General features: G+C 42.5%; 12 protein-coding genes. 8 read left to right on the top strand and 4 right to left on the bottom strand.

Features of this window, described 5'->3' with window-relative positions; translation table 11 throughout:
• Positions 1 to 26 precede the first annotated feature (26 nt).
• From Q7U33_RS02510 to Q7U33_RS02525, 4 genes are all read right to left on the bottom strand, one after another.
• Positions 27 to 341, bottom strand: a complete 315-nt coding sequence (locus Q7U33_RS02510; RefSeq protein ID WP_304858015.1) for a hypothetical protein — start codon at positions 339 to 341, stop codon at positions 27 to 29.
• Positions 342 to 408: 67 nt separating this feature from the next.
• Positions 409 to 741, bottom strand: coding sequence for a hypothetical protein (locus tag Q7U33_RS02515; RefSeq protein ID WP_304858016.1), 333 nt, complete (start codon positions 739 to 741; stop codon positions 409 to 411).
• Between the two features lie 260 nt (positions 742 to 1,001).
• Complete coding sequence (gene tpx / locus Q7U33_RS02520; protein WP_019898223.1) at positions 1,002 to 1,502, bottom strand: thiol peroxidase; 501 nt, start codon at positions 1,500 to 1,502, stop codon at positions 1,002 to 1,004.
• A 178-nt stretch (positions 1,503 to 1,680) separates the two neighbouring features.
• Complete coding sequence (locus Q7U33_RS02525) at positions 1,681 to 2,832, bottom strand: FIST signal transduction protein (RefSeq protein ID WP_304858017.1); 1,152 nt, start codon at positions 2,830 to 2,832, stop codon at positions 1,681 to 1,683.
• Between the two features lie 331 nt (positions 2,833 to 3,163).
• Here Q7U33_RS02525 and Q7U33_RS02530 point away from each other — a divergent pair, with 331 nt between their 5' ends.
• The 8 genes from Q7U33_RS02530 (at position 3,164) to tilS (ending at position 17,868) form a co-directional block, all read left to right on the top strand.
• On the top strand, positions 3,164 to 3,544 hold the full coding sequence (locus tag Q7U33_RS02530) for a PleD family two-component system response regulator (RefSeq protein ID WP_304858034.1): 381 nt from the start codon (positions 3,164 to 3,166) through the stop codon (positions 3,542 to 3,544).
• Between the two features lie 2 nt (positions 3,545 to 3,546).
• Positions 3,547 to 3,912, top strand: coding sequence for a response regulator (locus Q7U33_RS02535; protein WP_304858018.1), 366 nt, complete (start codon positions 3,547 to 3,549; stop codon positions 3,910 to 3,912).
• 96 nt (positions 3,913 to 4,008) lie between these two features.
• Positions 4,009 to 4,527, top strand: coding sequence for a chemotaxis protein CheW (locus Q7U33_RS02540; protein ID WP_304858019.1), 519 nt, complete (start codon positions 4,009 to 4,011; stop codon positions 4,525 to 4,527).
• 96 nt (positions 4,528 to 4,623) lie between these two features.
• Positions 4,624 to 6,408, top strand: a complete 1,785-nt coding sequence (locus Q7U33_RS02545; protein ID WP_304858020.1) for a methyl-accepting chemotaxis protein — start codon at positions 4,624 to 4,626, stop codon at positions 6,406 to 6,408.
• Between the two features lie 89 nt (positions 6,409 to 6,497).
• A complete protein-coding gene (locus Q7U33_RS02550; RefSeq protein WP_304858021.1) occupies positions 6,498 to 11,585 on the top strand; it encodes an Hpt domain-containing protein in 5,088 nt (1,695 codons plus the stop codon).
• A 255-nt stretch (positions 11,586 to 11,840) separates the two neighbouring features.
• Positions 11,841 to 15,323, top strand: coding sequence for a DNA polymerase III subunit alpha (gene dnaE / locus Q7U33_RS02555; RefSeq protein ID WP_304858022.1), 3,483 nt, complete (start codon positions 11,841 to 11,843; stop codon positions 15,321 to 15,323).
• Positions 15,324 to 15,488: 165 nt separating this feature from the next.
• Positions 15,489 to 16,460, top strand: a complete 972-nt coding sequence (locus Q7U33_RS02560) for an acetyl-CoA carboxylase carboxyltransferase subunit alpha (protein ID WP_304858023.1) — start codon at positions 15,489 to 15,491, stop codon at positions 16,458 to 16,460.
• Positions 16,429 to 17,868 carry a tRNA lysidine(34) synthetase TilS gene (tilS, locus tag Q7U33_RS02565; protein WP_304858024.1) on the top strand — a complete coding sequence of 480 codons (1,440 nt, stop codon included), beginning with the start codon at positions 16,429 to 16,431 and terminating at the stop codon, positions 17,866 to 17,868. The genes Q7U33_RS02560 and tilS overlap by 32 nt, the downstream gene beginning before the upstream one ends.
• Positions 17,869 to 17,890: the final 22 nt, after the last annotated feature.

Consider the following 17,890-nt stretch of genomic DNA (forward strand, 5'->3'; position numbering starts at 1 on the left):
CGCTTGAATGATGGGTTATGCGTAGTTTATAGCCCATTAGCAATTGCCTGTTTGATTATAGGGGCTACTGATTTTTCTGTAATTTCACGCTCTTTGCAATATTTTGACTGCAACCATACAGAAAGCTGTTTCTGTCCTTTGCTGGCGTTACATCCACAGCAGCAGAGGGCAATGTTTTCTCTTGTGATGATTTTTTCATCATTGATTATATGTTCCCAACTTGCGGCTGACTTTTTAGAGATTTTGGAAAGGGTGAATGGTGTACCGCAATAGACACAGTCCTTGTCTCTAGCGCGAACCTCAGCTTCTAACCAAGCAGGGATGTTCCAGTTATTCGCCATGGCAATCTTTTTTACGCATAACGTTTAAATTAAGGGGCGCTGTAAAGCGTCCCGCTTGAATGGTGGGTTAGGTATTTGCATTTGCAATAACCTGCGAAAGAAATTTAACCAATAATGCAGCAAATGGTGAGATGAATAGAGCGGCGCCACTTAATGCTATTAAGCCCTCAAGTAAATTAACCTCAAAATTTAAAATGATTTTACGTTTACGAATTATTGCCAATAACATAGCAATGCCAATTAGATACATAGCGTAATCAATAAATTGATAACCTGGAAGAAGTACAGTTTCATTTGGTGTTGGATGCTCAGGTATGTTGTAACTAATTACCGCGAATACGAGAAGAGTGAATGCTAGCCATGCTGCAACCTTCAATGACCATTTAAATTCTCCAAGCATTTGAATACCTAACGTTAAGTAGACATCCTATTTGACGTAAAACTTTGCGTCAATGGATATTTACTCTGATGAAATAGTATGAATTTTTAATTAAAATCATATGGTTATTAATAAATAGTACATCCTAAAGTAGGTTTTATATGCATCAATCAATAATCACAATGTAATTGTATGTTGATACTGACACAACTGATGAGTATCAAATAAAAAGCCCAGCAAGTTAATCTGCTGGGCTTTTAGTCATTCAAGCGAACAACTACTTATAAAACAGCTAACGCTGCTTCGTAGTTAGGTTCGTCAGCAATTTCTGCCACTAATTCACTGTGCAGTACTTTATTGTTTTCATCCAATACTACAACAGCGCGTGCTGTTAAGCCTGCTAAGCTGCTGTCGGTAATGAATACGCCATAGTCTGATGCAAATTTAGCTGTGTCACGGAATGTAGAAAGTGTCACTACATTCTCAATCCCCTCAGCGCCACAGAAGCGGCTTTGTGCGAAAGGTAAGTCAGCAGAGATACATAACACAACAGTGTTGGCGACGCTGCTCGCTTTTTGGTTGAATGTACGTACTGATGTTGCGCAAGTAGGGGTATCGATACTTGGGAAAATGTTTAATACTTTGCGTTTACCAGAGTATGCGTCTAGTGAAACTAATTCACGTTTTGCATTAGCGAGTGCAAAGTTAGGGGCTGTTTGGCCTGCTTGTGGAAGGTTGCCACCAACATTAACTGGGTTGCCTTTTAGGGTCACGGTTGCCATGCTAAATTCTCCTTGTGTATAAAGGGGCTAACTCTATCGTTTATAGCGCAAGCAATCAACCATAACTCTAGTGTGGGTTAGGTTGGTGCTTGTTTATACTCACTATTTATTTTGTGGTAACTACCTGCCTGTTTATACAAGCTTGTTAAACCATTCTTTTTCAAGCGGGTAGAGTGATTTAAGCGAGTAGATCTTCACTTAAATAACCAATCGTCATGGTTTGGTTGTGCAGTACGCTGTCGCTAGTATCTGGTCTTGGTGCAAACTCGCCATATGAGTAAAAGCCCGTAATCGCGGTTTGGCCACCTAAAATCTGTTGTACTAGCTTCACTTCATCAGTCACAAGCTCTGCCATTACGCCTTTACGTCCAACACAACTCACGCAAATAGCCAAGCCTGTTTGGTTGACATTGGCATGGTTAGAGACTAAGTGGGCAGCATCTCCAGCGCCTTCCACTAACCTGTCGTGGGTTGATTGGCAGAAGCGCACTGTTTCACCTTCATTGACATTACCTGCAAAGGTGAGGCTATTGTTTTTTGGATCTATAGCTAACAATGTACGAATTTTTTCAATATCGCGTTTTCCATCTTCAATAATGGCAAATGGGAAATTTAAACCACTACCAGGTAGGCCTTTAGCTGAGTGTGATCCAATATACATGTTGTATAAGGGGAGCGCTGGTTTTCCATCAAGTTCAAGTACAACGTTCTTGTCAGATTTGGTGACTTTGCGAGGTGGGCCATATGGTTTCCAGCCTAGGCCAACGCCTGTTGCAGCAATTAAGCTGTTGCCATATAAGCCAACGGCAATGACTAGGCCGTCTGATACAGTGTCATTAAATAGCTGTACTGTTTTACTGAAGTTAAAACCATCACCAGCCATACCGCCCATAATCGGCGTTTCGCCAAGTTCACTTTTAAAGCCTTCTAGTAATTCGGAGCCATTTACATTTAAACCATCTGAGTAGACCAGCACGGCTTTTAAGCTATCTGACTTTAGTTGTTTGGCTAAGCTTACGGCAGTTTCATATGAGTTTTGCATCCCAGTCATTTTGGTATGGGTCACGCGTTGTACGGTTTTTTCCCACAGAATAGCGGTAATTTGTAGGCTGTCATCATAAACGCCAGAGGCTGTGATTTCACCAGAGGTAGAGCAGCCGATAATTTGTGCGGTGGGGTAGCGTGCTTTTAATGTGCTTTGTAGCTTTGCCTCACCAAAACGTTTAACTGATCCAAATACCAGTACCAAATTAGCTGACGGTAAAGGAGATGTGGAGGATAAATCCTTAAGTGTCATTTTAGCTGTTAATGATTCTTGCCTAATTATCATGCTTACCCCTTGGTGAACTGCATTTCCCGTTAAATCTTTAATTGTTGCACTAGATTTTTATTTATTATAAATTGTAATCATCAATTGTAATGATTTGTAATTTTATTATAGACTACCCTTAAGAGTGGTTGAAATAAATATTATTATTATTTTGAATAATATTTCAAATAGTATTGCTTATTAAGACAGACTGTATATAAAATGAAGCACAATAAGTGCACTAAAGCTAATTAAAGTAGTGATGCATATAAAATAAAGGAGCTTACTGGTGACCCAGGAAAAGCCGTTTCAGGAAAAGCTGACATTAGATCAGCTCTCAACAATCAAAGTCATGGTCATAGATGATAGCAATACGATTCGTCGTAGTGCTGAGATATTTCTTAAAGCTTCTGGTTGCCAAGTCATTCTCGCAGAGGATGGTTTTGATGCATTAGCAAAAATTTCTAATGAACATCCTGATTTAATTTTTGTTGATATTATGATGCCTAGGCTTGATGGGTATCAAACTTGTTCTCTCATTAAAAGAAATGCACGCTATAAAACAACGCCTGTCATTATGCTGTCTAGCAAAGATGGCTTGTTCGACCGTGCACGTGGTCGTATGGTCGGATCAGACCAATACCTTACCAAACCCTTTACCCAAGAAACACTGATAGAAGCTGTGCAGATTTATGCCGCTAAAGCTAAAAGTCATCAAAAAGAGGTGGATTGAATATGGCAATACAAACTATTTTAGTCGTCGATGATTCAGCAACAGACCGTTTTTTTCTGACCGAAATGTTAGAAACGGCTGGCTACCAAGTGATTGGTGCAGAGAGCGGTGAAGAGTGCTTAAATAAAGTGAATGATAATCCACCAGATCTTGTGTTGTGTGATGTTGTGATGCCTGGGTTAACAGGTTTTCAGGTGACGCGCACGCTGACAAAGAATCCTGCGACTGCGCATATCCCCGTGATTTTGTGTACGGGTAAGTCTCAAGCAACAGATTTGGCTTGGGCATTGAAAATGGGCGCTAAAGCTTGTGTAACTAAGCCTGTTATAGAAGCCGATTTGTTAGCCTTAATTAAAAAAATTGAATAGTCATTAAGTAGTTTGATATTTTTTGTGGGTCTTATCTCTTTAAAGTTATGCGTTTTTCTTTATTTTAATAATATTGATTGGGATTGATAATAAATCGTGGCGCAAACATCTAATTTACGTGAGTTTCAAGAGGCGATTCTTGCCAAGCTGAAAGATGCTGCGAATCAGGTAGGTGGGGAGTCCTCATCTCGTTTAGGCGTGACTGTCGGCAATAAAAGGTTTTTAATTAACCTGCAAGACGTAAAAGAGGTGTTGCCAGTACCACCATTGCAATCAGTCCCATTTACTAAAGTGTGGTTTTTGGGAGTTGCTAACGTCCGGGGTAATTTATATAGCATCTCAGACTTAGCACAGTTTATGGGAATGCCAGCAACGTCAAAATCGGTTAATAATCGCATTCTGCTGCTTAGTACAGAATCTACAGAGCAAGTTGCCTTGTTAGTGGATAGTTTAATCGGGTTGCGTAGTATTCAAACTATGCAAGCTCAGACTATTGAGGATGCCTCTAGTTTATATAGTGTGAATGGTTTCATAGATACAGAGGGTAATGATTGGTTGGAGCTTGATATAGAAGCGCTTGTGCAAAATAAAAGCTTTGTCCAGCCAACGCATTAGTGCATATCTAATTAAATGGAAGTCTAGTAAAGCAATAGTTATTTTGGTTCTTAAGTTGTTAAGTAGGCATAATAAATTTAGAAATTGGGGTTAACAATGGCATTAAATCTTGCAGCGATAAAAAGCCTGCCACCACAAGTGGGATCTTTGGTAGGTGGGTTCTTTAATAATGTTAAAGAAAAAATTTCTAACTCAAAGATTTCTAAGAAAAGTAATCCTGATGCAGCCGTTGGTTCGGGTTACCGTCAGCTTTTCTTGCAGATTGTGGCATTTATTTTATTTGCTTTATTGAGCTTCTGGGTAATTAACCAAGTTCGCGTGAATGGCCCTATTTATAACATATTAGATACTTATGAAAAGCTGACGGCTGATACTAATCCGCCGCCTATGTTTCCATTAGATGCATTTGCTTCATATAACGAGGCTTATGTTGCATCTACCAGTTTTAATAACCAAAAACGTGATAACGCCTTATCAAATGCAGCAAAAAGTGAAGCGTTGTTCAAAGCGCGTTCTGAATATTGGCGTAAAAACTTGAATAATCAAAAATTAGCTGCCCCTTTAGAGGATGTGATTCATGCGGGCGAAAACTTTTTTGAAGTAGCAAATAAGCGTTATATTCCTGCTTTACCTTTAGGTACAGTCGCGGCATCAGCACCATTGCTAGATTTAACAGCAGCTTTTGAAACATCTAAACAAGCAGGTAACACGTTTACGCAGGCTATTGCTAAAGAAAACAAGGCGTTGATTGAATCACAAACTCGATTTATTCAGTTTGTTTTGATTGGTTTATTGTTACTAGGTTTAGTGTTGCTTACTTTGATGTATTTCTTTGGTAAAAAACAGGCTGCACAATCGATTACTTTAACAAGTCAGCTTGCCAAAGAAGGGCAAGAAAACCAAGAGGCAGTTTTGCAGTTGCTAGATGAGATGGGTGACTTAGCTGATGGTGACTTAACTGTAAAAGCCGAAGTACGCGACAATATTGCTGGTGCAATTGCTGACTCTATTAACTATACGATTGATAGCTTGCGAGACCTTGTTGTTGAAATTAACCGAGCAACCGAGCAAGTTACTTCTGCGACTTCTGTCGCACAGGGAACCTCTGAGCAATTGCTGACTGCTGCTGAAACGCAAGCAACGCAGATTACACAAACGACACAAGCCGTAAACGATATGACGCGTTCTATTTTGCAAGTGTCTAGCAATGCAGAGCAGGCCTCTCAGGTGGCGCAACGTTCGTTAGAAGCCGCTATTCAAGGTTCGCAAGCGGTACAGAATACTATTTCAGGGATGAACGAGATTCGTACCCAGATTCAAGAAACCTCTAAACGTATTAAACGTTTGGGTGAAAGCTCACAAGAGATTAGTGAAATCGTTGAGTTGATTTCAGACATTACCGAGCAAACGAACATTTTAGCGTTGAACGCTGCGATTCAGGCAGCGTCTGCAGGTGAAGCAGGCCGAGGCTTTACTGTGGTTGCTGAGGAGGTTCAGCGTTTGGCGGAACGTTCGTCTGAAGCGACAAAACAGATTAGTGCGATTGTGAAAACTATTCAAACAGATACACACGGTGCAGTTGCGGCGATGGAGAAAAGTACTGAGGGTGTGGTTGAGGGTGCGCGTGTTGCTGATGCCGCTGGACAGGCACTGAATGAGATTGAGTCTGTTACGACTAACCTCGCACGTCTTATTCAGTCTATTTCTGCGGCCACTAACGCACAAACTGAGTCTGCTACAACGGTAGCAAACAACATGCAGATGATTCAAGAAATTACAACACAGACCACAGAGGGTACAAAGCTTACTGCTGAATCTGTTGGGCAGCTCACATCGTTGGCAGAGGAATTACGTGATTCAGTGGCTGGTTTTAAACTTTAGGCATTTTAATATTTTGCGTAGAAGTTTAATTTTTAGCATAAGACACAAAAACGCCATGAAAAACTACAAACTAAAGATGGAAGTAAATAATGCCTGAAGCATTTGATACTGGCCCGTTGTCTTGGGTTAAAGATGAGATTGATCAGTCGCTGAAAAAAGTGCTGGAAAGCTTTAGCGAGGTCAATCAAACTCCAAGTGAGTTTGCGAACTTAAGATTTACCATCGCACATTTGTACCAAGTGAGCGGCGCACTTGATATGGTGGGTTTGGAAGGATGTAAACGCTATTGTCATGAGATGGAAAAGCTTGCTGATAGTTTAGCGAAGCAGTTCATTCCCGTGACTCAAGAGGTAATGGAATCGCTTATTGTAGGGGTTGAGACGCTATCTAAGTATCTGCAAGATTTGCTTAATGGTATGCCTGATCAGCCAATAAGTCTGTACAAGTCACTCAAGCCTATCGTTGAGGCACAAGGTGAGTCATTGGATGAGAGTGAGTTATTCTTTCCCGATGTTGATAATAGTGCACCTAAAGACTTGCCAAGCAACCCAATTGAAGAGTCATCCATACCAATTTTTGTATCGGAGCAAAGAGCTGCTTTTCAAAAGTCTTTGTTAGACTGGTTGCGTACAAAAGATCCTGTAGCATTGGATGGTATGCGTCAAGCGGTGACAAAAGTTCAAGAGGTTCAGTCTAGAAATGCATCGAAAACGCTATGGTGGACTGCCACTGCATTTACTGATGCACTTGCTCAAGATAAGGTGGCTGAGAATCCAGGCGCTAAAAAGCTTTGCAGCAAATTAGACCGGCAGTTACGTAATGTAGCGATGGGAGAAGCAAAAGTGCCATCCCGCCTATTACGTGATTTACTTTATTACGTTGCAATAAGCGATAGAAGTTCAGAGACAATTTCTGCAGTTAAAAATACGTTTGAACTAGATGCTGCTTTACCTTCAGTTACACAAGCGGTAGCAGCCAGTTCTAATGCAGCCGAGCAGGCAGCATTGGCACAGTTAGTTGCTGATATTCCGACATTTAAAGATTTATGGGCTAGCATTAGCTCAAGTGATGTAACGACTAGCGCAAACGACTTAGCGACATTGCTGAATAAGTTAGAACATATTCAGAATACTGTTCAACAGGGTGTTAATCATGAAGACGTTGTGAATTTATTTAATGCAACCCATCAAACCATGGCTACTTTGCAGAATGATGTTGCTAAGCTAAATGATGCTGCATTTATTGAAATAGCTGCTTCATTGAATCTGCTAGAGTCAAGTTGTGATAATTACCATCAGCTTGATGCTGAAGCTAGCCAAAAAATTACTACACAAATTTCACGCCTAAATGCAGTGATACTGGGCGAAGCTTTAGCGCCAGCACTTGAGGCATTTGCTACCACTCAACATGATGCCTCTTTGGTAGAGGCTGTTGCTAAACAGGTGTTGGCTGCATTAACTATTGTAGAAAAAGCGTTGGATACTTTTTTCAGAAACCCAGAAAGTATCAATGAGCTTGAAGAGGCTGGTAAATCTCTACAACAAGTTTCAGCTGCGTTCGATATGCTAGAAATGCCTGTGCCAAAATCTGTTGCACAGTTAAGTGCTACTTTTGTGGATCACTTTAGAAGTAGTGATAGTCAAATAAATAAAGACAGTAAAGACATACAATCTGTTTTTGAGTTGATTGCAGAAAATCTAAGTATGTTAGGTTTGTACGCAGAAGAGCTACCGCATGTTCATGCAGAAGCTGAACATGCGTTAGCTGAGGCATTGCTTCGCTTGGAACAAGCAGCTGCTTCATTAGAGCTTAATGTTGCTCATGATGCGCTGGAGATTGATCTTTCCGCGATTGATTTAAATCTAAGTGATGATGAAGTTGTAGTGACTTCCACTCCGCCTGCTATCGTTCCAGTAGCTGAAGTCGGGCTTTTGGTTGACGAAGTGATTGATCAAGCGTTTGATCCTGAATTACAAGATATTTTCTTAGCCGAGGCTGAGGAGGTGCTTGCGTCACTGGCTCAAAATCTACAAGCCTTGCGCGTTAATGCTACAGATAGTGATGCTTTTGTTGAGGTGCGAAGAGCCTACCATACATTGAAAGGTAGTGGCCGTACTGTTGGGTTGCTAGGCATGGGTGAAGTGGCTTGGGCTGTAGAAAATCTACTTAATATTGTCTTAGATCGTAAAACTTTTCCTACACCTGCAATTTTAGCTTTTGTTGAAAAAGTGAGTGCTGAGTTTGCAACTTGGGTAGCCTTGTTGCAGCAACACCAAAAGGTCAGTTTAACGCCAGGTCCATTTCAGCAACAAGCAACTGAGTTAGCATTAGAGCTTGAGCAATCGTTAGCAACCGCTCAGCCTAAAGTGCAAAAAGAAGAAGTGTTAATTGGCGGCACACGTAAATTAAGTAAAGCTTTCTTTAATATATTTTTGGGTGAAGCACAGCAGCACTTGCAAACGCTTGTTGATGCGCAAGCGATGTTGGTGGTGGATTCTTCCGATTTGCCAACACCAGAGAGTTGTCGTGCAGCGCACACGTTGGGTAGCAATGCATTAACAGCAGGCTTTAAGGCAATTGGTGACTTAGCAAGAGCCTTGGAGCATTGGTTAGATGAACATCATAGTATCTGGACGTCACAACACATCACGCTCTATGGTAGCGTGGTTAAAGCATTGTCCGATGGCTTGGAAAAAGCTAAAGCATTAAAAACCCCTAGGTCTTCACGTGCTTTGATTGTTGCGTTGAGCGAATCAACTGCCGCTATGCAAGCTTCTGCAGCACAGTTGGCAGAAGCTGCAGTCTTAGAAGTGGAAAAAGCAGAGAGTTCTAAGAAAAAATCAAAACCAAGGCCTAAAACAAAAGTAAGCCAAATAGAGCCGATTGTTAATGAACAAAGTATTACAGATCCGATTGAGATATTAGCTGAGGTTCCAGTAGGGGAGGATACCTTACTAGCAGCAGAGCAGGCTTTGCAGCGTAAAGATGCAATCGTCAATGAAGAGTTGCTCGCACTATTTATTGAAGAAGCGCGTGAGTTAATTCCGCAAATTGGCAAAGACTTAAGAGGCTGGCGTACCAATCCAAAAGAAGCTGAATATCCTGATTCATTACAACGTGCGTTACATACCTTAAAAGGTAGTGCTCGTATGGCGGGGCAGGCGGTGATTGGTGATAGCGTACATGGGATGGAAGACCATGTGATTCGCGCATTGAGGCACCAAGTGACGTCCGATGATTTCGATGCAATGTTTCTTGAGTTCGACCGCATTGGCTATATGTTAGAGGATGTTATCGGTGAAATGGGCATGGCTAAAGGCTTAACATCTCAAGCAAAAACGGCCACACCGAAAACTACAAGACAGAGCGAGCGTAAAACGCAGTTCTTACGTATGCGCGCTGATGTGTTAGATAGACTGATTAATGAGGCTGGTGAGGTTTCTATCATGCGCTCTCGCATGGATAGGGAAATGCAAAACTTCAAGCAGTCATCCACTGATTTGACTGATAGTATTAGCAGGTTGCGTAGCTATCTGCGCGAGTTGGAAATTGAAGCAGAAACCCAGTTGCAATCCCGTATGAGTTTGTTGCAAGAGGCAAATGAGACATTTGACCCACTAGAGTTTGACCGATTTACACGACTGCAAGAGCTTACCCGCATGATGGCCGAGAGTGTGAACGACGTGGCGACCATTCAACATGGTTTGTTACTAAATCTTGATCAGACCGATGCTGCATTACAGCAACAAAACCGCATGAACCGTGAGTTGCAACAAGGTTTGATGAGCGTACGTATGTTGCCATTTTCAACTATCTCTGAGCGTTTGCAGCGTATCGTACGCCAAACTGCTAGAGAGTTGAATAAGCGCGTCGAAATGACCATTGAAGGTGAAGCTATTGAGCTTGATCGAGGAGTGTTGGACAAAATGGGTGCACCTCTAGAGCATCTGTTACGTAACGCAGTTGCACATGGGCTAGAGTCAGCCGCTGAGCGCGTAAAGTTAGGAAAATCTGAAGTGGGGCACATCAAGCTGAAAGTCAGCTTGGAAAATGACGAAATTACACTGGTGATCACAGACGACGGTGCGGGTGTTAATTTAGCTAAAGTTAAACAAAAGGCGATTGAAAAAGGTTTGTTTAGTGCTGATCAGGAAGTGTCTGACCAAGCCTTGATGACCATTATTTTTGAGCCAGGCTTTTCTACCGCGGATAACGTCTCACAAATCGCTGGACGTGGAGTTGGCTTGGATGCAGTGCGTAGCGATATTGCTGCATTGGGTGGGCGTATTGATGTAAGTAATGCATCTGGCTTAGGTGCCATGTTTAATATTTACTTGCCTGTCACGCTCTCAGTTGCACAAGTGGTACTTGCCCGCGTAGGTAACCAAACTTATGCGATTCCATCTGTAATGGTTGAGCAGGTGCAAAAACTTAAAACCATAGATTTAAGCGATGCTTATCATGCAAACAAGATTACTTGGGCTGACAGAGAATACCCATTACATTTCTTGTCAAAACTAGTTGGTGATGTTGATCACATAGCGCAAGCGCATACTTATACCCCTGTTGTTTTACTGCGCAGCGGTGCTTACCGCACGGCGTTACATGTAGATGAGTTGATTGGTAACCAAGAGGTGGTGATGAAGCCTATGGGAACCCAGTTGGCGCATGTGCCAGGCATGATCGGTGCGACGGTGATGGGCGATGGTGCCATTATTTTGGTGATTAACCCAGTATTGCTGGCAAATAGAGAGGCGTTATCTAGCGGTGCAATTAAGGTCACCAATGTGGCGCCAGTGGTTGAGCAGTTGAAGAAAGTGGCCTTGGTTGTTGATGACTCTCTCACCATGCGTAAAGTACTTTCACGCGTGCTGGAGCGTGATGGGTTTGAGGTAGTAACCGCCAATGATGGTATGGATGCGATTCAGAAATTGCAGCAAATATCTCCTGCAATTATTTTGACCGATATAGAAATGCCGCGTATGGATGGTTTTGAGTTCTCTCGCTATGTAAGAGATAACATACAGACAGCTGGTATACCGCTCATTATCATTAGTTCGCGTACGGCGGAGAAGCATCGTAATGTGGCAACAGAAATTGGCGTTAATGCTTTCTTAGGTAAACCCGTACAGGATGAAGTGCTGATTGAGCAAGTTCATGCCTTACTCAATCATTAGCGCTTTAACCTAGTTTCATTGTTGGTCTTATAGATTGCAAGCGCGAGTAGTTTACAAGCGTTAGCATAGGTGAATATTTATTTCACCTATGTTTTGTTTGTTTTACTGAGCGTGTTTTGCTGTGATGGCTACTTCAGTAATGATTAAAAACTATATTTTGGCAAGCACTAAATCTGAAGTTTTGCACAATTTATTTATCGTTTTAAGTGCCTACTTTGCTTACAACGATACCCATCAATAAGGTAAAATTGCCTTATGCTACAAACGACACCAAGCCCTTCAGTTTCTCCTAGTTTTGTCCATTTGCGTTGCCACAGCGAGTACTCTATTGTTGATGGCATTGTGCGAATAGACGACTACGTCAAACAGGCGGTGAGTGACCAAATGCCCGCACTTGCATTGACAGATTTAAGCAATTTGTTCGGTGCAATTAAGTTCTATAAAGCCGCTCGTGGTAAGGGTGTTAAGCCTATTGTCGGCTGTGATATATGGCTAGAAAATGCTGATAACCGAGAGCAGCCTTCGCGTTTGTTGCTGCTGTGTCAGTCACATGCGGGATACTTAACGTTGTGCCATTTGTTAAGTCGTGCTTATTTAACCAATCAGTATCGTGGTCGTGCGGAATTTAAGCGCGATTGGTTTGTTGAGGCTGGAACTGAAGGCTTGCTACTATTGTCTGGCGGCCTTGCTGGTGATGTAGGCCAAGCCTGCACACAGGGTAATTTAGGCTTAGCTAAAAAACTTGCGAATCAGTGGCAAGCGTTATTTCCAGAACGTTTTTATTTAGAAGTGCAACGCATCGCGACTGATGCAAATAAGGCAAGTGAAGAACAATATATTCAGCATGTTCGTCACATTGCACACGAGCTAAGCTTGCCAATCGTCGCTACGCATCCCATTCAGTTTACTACCCCAGATGATTATCGTGCACATGAGGCTAGAACCTGTATTGCAGAAGGCTATGTGCTTGCAGATAAAAGACGCCCGCAAAACTTTACTACTGAGCAATATTTTAAAACACAGGCTGATATTGCAGTACTTTTTGCAGATATGCCGGAGGCTCTTACCAATAGTGTGGAAATTGCGAAGCGTTGCAATTTAAACCTTACATTAGGCAAAAACTACTTGCCACAGTTTCCTACCCCTAATAATGTGAGTCTGAATGATTACTTGATTTCAGAAGCACGTTTAGGGTTGGCAAAAAGATTGGAAGTGCTATTCCCAGATGAACAGATTCGCATCAGCAAACAAGATGCTTATGCGGCCCGATTAGATTTTGAAACTAATGTGATTAACCAGATGGGCTTTGCTGGTTATTTCTTAATTGTGGCCGATTTTATTAACTGGGCTAAAAATAATGGCGTACCAGTCGGGCCAGGGCGAGGCTCAGGTGCAGGCTCTGTTGTTGCGTACAGCCTAGGTATTACTGACCTCGATCCATTGGAATATAACTTACTGTTCGAGCGCTTCTTAAACCCAGACCGTGTTTCTATGCCTGACTTCGATATCGACTTCTGTCAGGAAGGGCGCGATCGTGTGATTGATTATGTGAAGCAGAAATATGGGATTGATGCTGTTTCACAGATCGCCACCTTCGGTACCATGGCGGCAAAGGCCGTGATTCGCGATGTTGGGCGTGTGTTAGATTTGCCGTTTAATTTTGTGGATGGCATCGCAAAACTAATCCCGCTTGAGCTTGGTATTACGTTGTCAGACGCTTTAGAAAAAGAACCGCAATTAGCAGAGCGTCGTGAGCGCGAAGAGGAAGTCAAAGAGCTCTTGGAGCTTGCTTTAAGGCTAGAAGGCTTAGTACGTAATGTCGGTATGCATGCAGGCGGTGTGTTGATTTCCCCCAGTAAGATTGCTGATTTTTCACCTGTGTATTGTCAGCCTGACGGTGCAAGCTTGGTTAGCCAGTATGATAAAGATGACGTTGAGGCAGTCGGGCTGGTGAAGTTCGACTTTTTGGGTTTACGTACACTGACGATCCTAGACATGGCCTTAGTCAATGCCAATAAGCAACGTGCAGAAAGTAACTTGCCACCATTATCTTTTGAAACTTTGCCCATCAATGACAAACCAACGTTTCAGCTATTAAAAACTGCCAATACCACAGCCGTATTCCAGCTAGAGTCGCGCGGCATGAAAGACATGCTTAAGCAGGCGATGCCAGACTGCTTTGAAGACATTATTGCTTTGGTGGCCTTGTATCGACCTGGTCCGATGGATTTGATTCCAGATTACTGTCGTCGTAAACATGGTAAGCAACGTGTTGAATATCCACATCCATTGACTGAACCGATTTTAAAAGAAACCTATGGGATTGCTGTTTACCAAGAGCAGGTGATGCAGATTGCGCAGGTTGTCGCGGGCTATAGTCTAGGCGGTGCTGACTTGCTACGTCGTGCGATGGGTAAGAAGAAAAAAGAAGAGATGGATGCCCAGCGTAAGATTTTTACTGAGGGTGCGACCAAAAACAACATGACTGAGCAACAGGCCAGTGATTTGTTTGACTTGCTTGAAAAGTTTGCAGGGTATGGTTTTAATAAGTCTCATGCTGCAGCCTATGCGCTCGTCGCTTACCATACGGCTTTTCTTAAAACACATTACCCAGCAGCGTTCTTGGCAGCGACGATGTCTGCTGATATGAACAACACAGACAGTGTGCATATCTTTTATGATGATTGTGCGCCAAATCAGGTTGAGGTGTTGCCCCCTGACGTGAACGAAAGTGAGTTCAAATTTAAGCCAGTGAGTAAGAAGCAAGTCTTATATGGTTTAGGTGCGATTAAAGGTACAGGTTCAGCCGCGATTGATGTGATTCTGGAAGCGCGTAGAAAAGATGGCCCATTTACAAGCTTGTTTGATTTTTGCGGTCGTTTAGATTTACGTAAAGTGAATAGGCGCGTGATTGAATCACTGATTAGGGCTGGCGCGTTTGATAAGCTTGAGCCTAATCGGCATGCTTTATTAGCAGGCGTAGCGTTGGCGATTAGTGCTGCCGAGCAAACGAATGCTAATAGTAATCAGAATAGTTTGTTTGGTGAGGCATCTGACCAATCTGTACATGTATTACCTAGCGTTTCACCATGGCCCGAGCAACAGCGCTTGCAGGAAGAAAAGGCAGCGCTTGGCTTTTATTTTAGCGGCCATCCTTATTGGTCATATCAGAAAGATTTAAGCCAGTTTATCAGTACAACGTTGGCAAATTTAGCGCCTAAAGACCAGCCACAGCTATTAGCTGGGATTGTTTCAGGTGTGCGTAACCGTATGACTGCGCGCGGTAAAATGGCAATCGTTGGCTTGGATGATGGCACCACCAGAATTGAAGTGGTGGTAGGCAATGATTTGTTGAATCAGTCGCAACAATTATTAAAAGATGACCAATTGGTGATTGTAGAAGGCCGTGTTAGCCACGATGAGTTTTCTGGCGGTGTGCGTGTGAATGCCCGAAAGCTATATGATCTTTCTGCATTAAGAAATAATCGTGCTAGTTTTTTGAAAATCATGTGTAATGGTCAATCCGATGCACTTAAATTAAAGACATTATTAAAGCCTTATTGTGTGAGTGCCTCAGATGAATATCGCGGGTGCCCAATTAAAATTGAATATCATAATCAAACCAGTAAAGTTGAACTCATGCTGGGTAATGATTGGCGAGTGGATTTGCATGATGAATTGATTGCGAGTTTAACCGAATGGTTGAGTAAGAATAACGTAAAAATCCTATATAATTAGCGCATTGTGGATATGGCGATATTAGTGGTCTGAAAGCCACTTAAATTTAACGGGTTTATGCAAACTTAGCGTTTCTTTAATGAGTCTGTTAGCCAATGCAGATGTACACCTAGCAACAAGAATAGGCATTATAGAATCAGATAATTCGAGACAAAATATAACGATATGAAAATTACTTATTTAGATTTTGAACAGCCAATCGCTCAATTAGAAGCGAAAATTGAGAGCCTGCGTTCATCACATGATGACCACGATAACTTGGATATCTCAAAAGAATTGATAGCATTAGAAAAGAAAAATAAGAAGCTGTCTGAAGATATTTATGGCAACTTAACTGCTTGGCAAATCTCTCAGTTGGCGCGTCACCCACAACGCCCATATACATTAGATTATATTCAAGCTTTATTTACAGATTTTGAAGAGTTGCATGGCGACCGCGCATTCTCTGACGACCCCGCGATTGTGGGTGGTATTGCTAGATTTGAAGGCCAGCCTGTGATGGTGATTGGTCATCAAAAAGGCCGTGATATTAAAGAGCGTCAATATCGTAATTTTGGTATGCCACGCCCTGAAGGCTACCGTAAGGCTTTGCGTTTATTCCGCTTGGCCGAAAAGTTTAATATACCAATTATTACACTGATTGATACCCCAGGCGCGTATCCTGGCATTGGTGCAGAAGAGCGCGGGCAGTCTGAGGCAATTGCACGTAACTTGTATGTGATGGCTGAGCTTAAAACACCTATTATCGGTGTGATTATTGGTGAAGGTGGTTCTGGTGGTGCTTTAGCCTTGGGCGTTGTTGATCAGTTACTCATGTTGCAATATGGTACTTACTCAGTGATTTCACCAGAAGGCTGTGCTTCTATTTTATACAAGAGTGCAGACAAAGCTTCTATCGCCGCTGAAGCGCTTGCAATTACTGCGGATAAGTTGAAAGCATTGGGCTTGGTCGATAAAATAGTACCTGAGCCGATGGGCGGTGCGCATCGGGCACCAGAAGAAATGATGGCGTCATTAAGAGCAGCGCTAAAAGAAGAGTTGACTCGCTATAAGTCTAAATCAATTAAAACATTATTGGTGAGCCGTTATGAGCGCTTAATGAGCTATGGTAAATTCAAAGAAGTTGCCGAAAAGTAACGCTTCTATCAAAAGGGCTGGTAAGCAAGTTTTAGCAAGCCGGCCTGTTTCAAGTGAACTTCACCCCGTACTATCCGAACTACATTCCTTTTTTACTGAACACTTAACTGCTGATGAAAGCTCATTAGCATCATCGCCAGTATCTAAGCTGTTGCTGGCATTAAGTGGTGGTTTGGACTCTTCAGTATTGTTACATTTATTGGTTTCGCTGAAGCCTATCCTTCGGTTTGAGCTACACGCCTTACATGTGCATCATGGTTTAAGTCCTAATGCTGATGCTTGGGCCGCGCTGTGTATCGAGCAGTGCCAATCACTGAATGTGCCAATCAAAGTGGCGCACGTCAATGTGGATCAATCCAGTAAATTAGGGATTGAAGCGGCAGCACGTCAATTACGCTATCAAGTATTATTTGAAGAGCGCCTTTCGCTACAGGCTGACTTTATTGTGACCGCACATCATCAAGATGATCAGGCTGAAACCTTGATGTTGCAACTATTGCGTGGGGCTGGGGTGAAGGGGCTTAGTAGTATGGCCGAAGTTGACCAAACACGTAGCCTGATTAGGCCGCTACTGGGGGTCTCAAGATCCGCGCTATATGATTATGCTATGCAGGCAGGTATTCAGTGGTGTGATGACGAAAGCAATGACAATACCCAATATGAGCGTAATTTTGTGCGTCATGATGTGATGCCAGTTTTGCAGGCACGTTATCCCAGTGTGAAGTCCGTCATGGCAAGAACCGCATCACATCTTGCTGAGGCTAATGCTTTGTTAGACACATTGGCGGAAATAGATGCACAAACTTTACTAATAAATAACAGTGTTTGTTTGCAGGGACTCAGTCAATTAAGCATATCACGAGCAAAGAATTTATTGCGATGGTGGTTTGCACAAAACAAGCTTTCCATGCCAAACTCAGACCATTTGGTTGAGATGTTGCAGCAGTTGCTCAACGCCAAGCCTGATGCAGAGTTGAGTATTAAAATTCAGCACTACACATTAAGACGATTCCAGCAAAGAGCTTACCTTTCTATTGAGCAAATCAATGAACCGTTTGATTTGGTCTGGAATGGTGAAAATGAACTCATAGTACCCAATGGCGGCAAGCTGATTTTCAGACAAGTTGAAGGTGCTGGGTTGGCACTTAAGTTTGGGATGACTAGGCTGAGAATTACTAACCGTAGTGGCGGTGAGCGTTTTAAACCAGATGTATTAAGGCCAACGAGAACACTTAAGCATTTACTCCAGGCTGCCAATTTCCCACCTTGGCAGCGTGATCATTTGCCGCTGGTATACTGGCAAGATACTTTAGCCTGTGTTCCTGGCGTCGGTATTGCGCATGAGCTTAAGGCATCTGAGGGTGAGTTGGGTTTAGAGGTTATTTGGCAACCAATAGACCTTGTGTAGTCAATCCTATCTTTATAATCAA

Source organism: Methylotenera sp., assembly GCF_030653755.1.
In the GTDB taxonomy this organism is placed as follows: Bacteria; Pseudomonadota; Gammaproteobacteria; order Burkholderiales; family Methylophilaceae; genus Methylotenera.

What these genes read in the sequence shown, in the direction of transcription:
- Q7U33_RS02510 (WP_304858015.1), bottom strand. Translation starts at nt 341, where the DNA reads ATGGCGAATAACTGGAACATCCCTGCTTGGTTAGAAGCTGAGGTTCGC.
- Q7U33_RS02515 (WP_304858016.1), bottom strand. Translation starts at nt 741, where the DNA reads ATGCTTGGAGAATTTAAATGGTCATTGAAGGTTGCAGCATGGCTAGCA.
- tpx (WP_019898223.1), bottom strand. Translation starts at nt 1,502, where the DNA reads ATGGCAACCGTGACCCTAAAAGGCAACCCAGTTAATGTTGGTGGCAAC.
- Q7U33_RS02525 (WP_304858017.1), bottom strand. Translation starts at nt 2,832, where the DNA reads ATGATAATTAGGCAAGAATCATTAACAGCTAAAATGACACTTAAGGAT.
- Q7U33_RS02530 (WP_304858034.1), top strand. Translation starts at nt 3,164, where the DNA reads ATGGTCATAGATGATAGCAATACGATTCGTCGTAGTGCTGAGATATTT.
- Q7U33_RS02535 (WP_304858018.1), top strand. Translation starts at nt 3,547, where the DNA reads ATGGCAATACAAACTATTTTAGTCGTCGATGATTCAGCAACAGACCGT.
- Q7U33_RS02545 (WP_304858020.1), top strand. Translation starts at nt 4,624, where the DNA reads ATGGCATTAAATCTTGCAGCGATAAAAAGCCTGCCACCACAAGTGGGA.
- Q7U33_RS02550 (WP_304858021.1), top strand. Translation starts at nt 6,498, where the DNA reads ATGCCTGAAGCATTTGATACTGGCCCGTTGTCTTGGGTTAAAGATGAG.
- dnaE (WP_304858022.1), top strand. Translation starts at nt 11,841, where the DNA reads ATGCTACAAACGACACCAAGCCCTTCAGTTTCTCCTAGTTTTGTCCAT.
- Q7U33_RS02560 (WP_304858023.1), top strand. Translation starts at nt 15,489, where the DNA reads ATGAAAATTACTTATTTAGATTTTGAACAGCCAATCGCTCAATTAGAA.
- tilS (WP_304858024.1), top strand. Translation starts at nt 16,429, where the DNA reads ATGGTAAATTCAAAGAAGTTGCCGAAAAGTAACGCTTCTATCAAAAGG.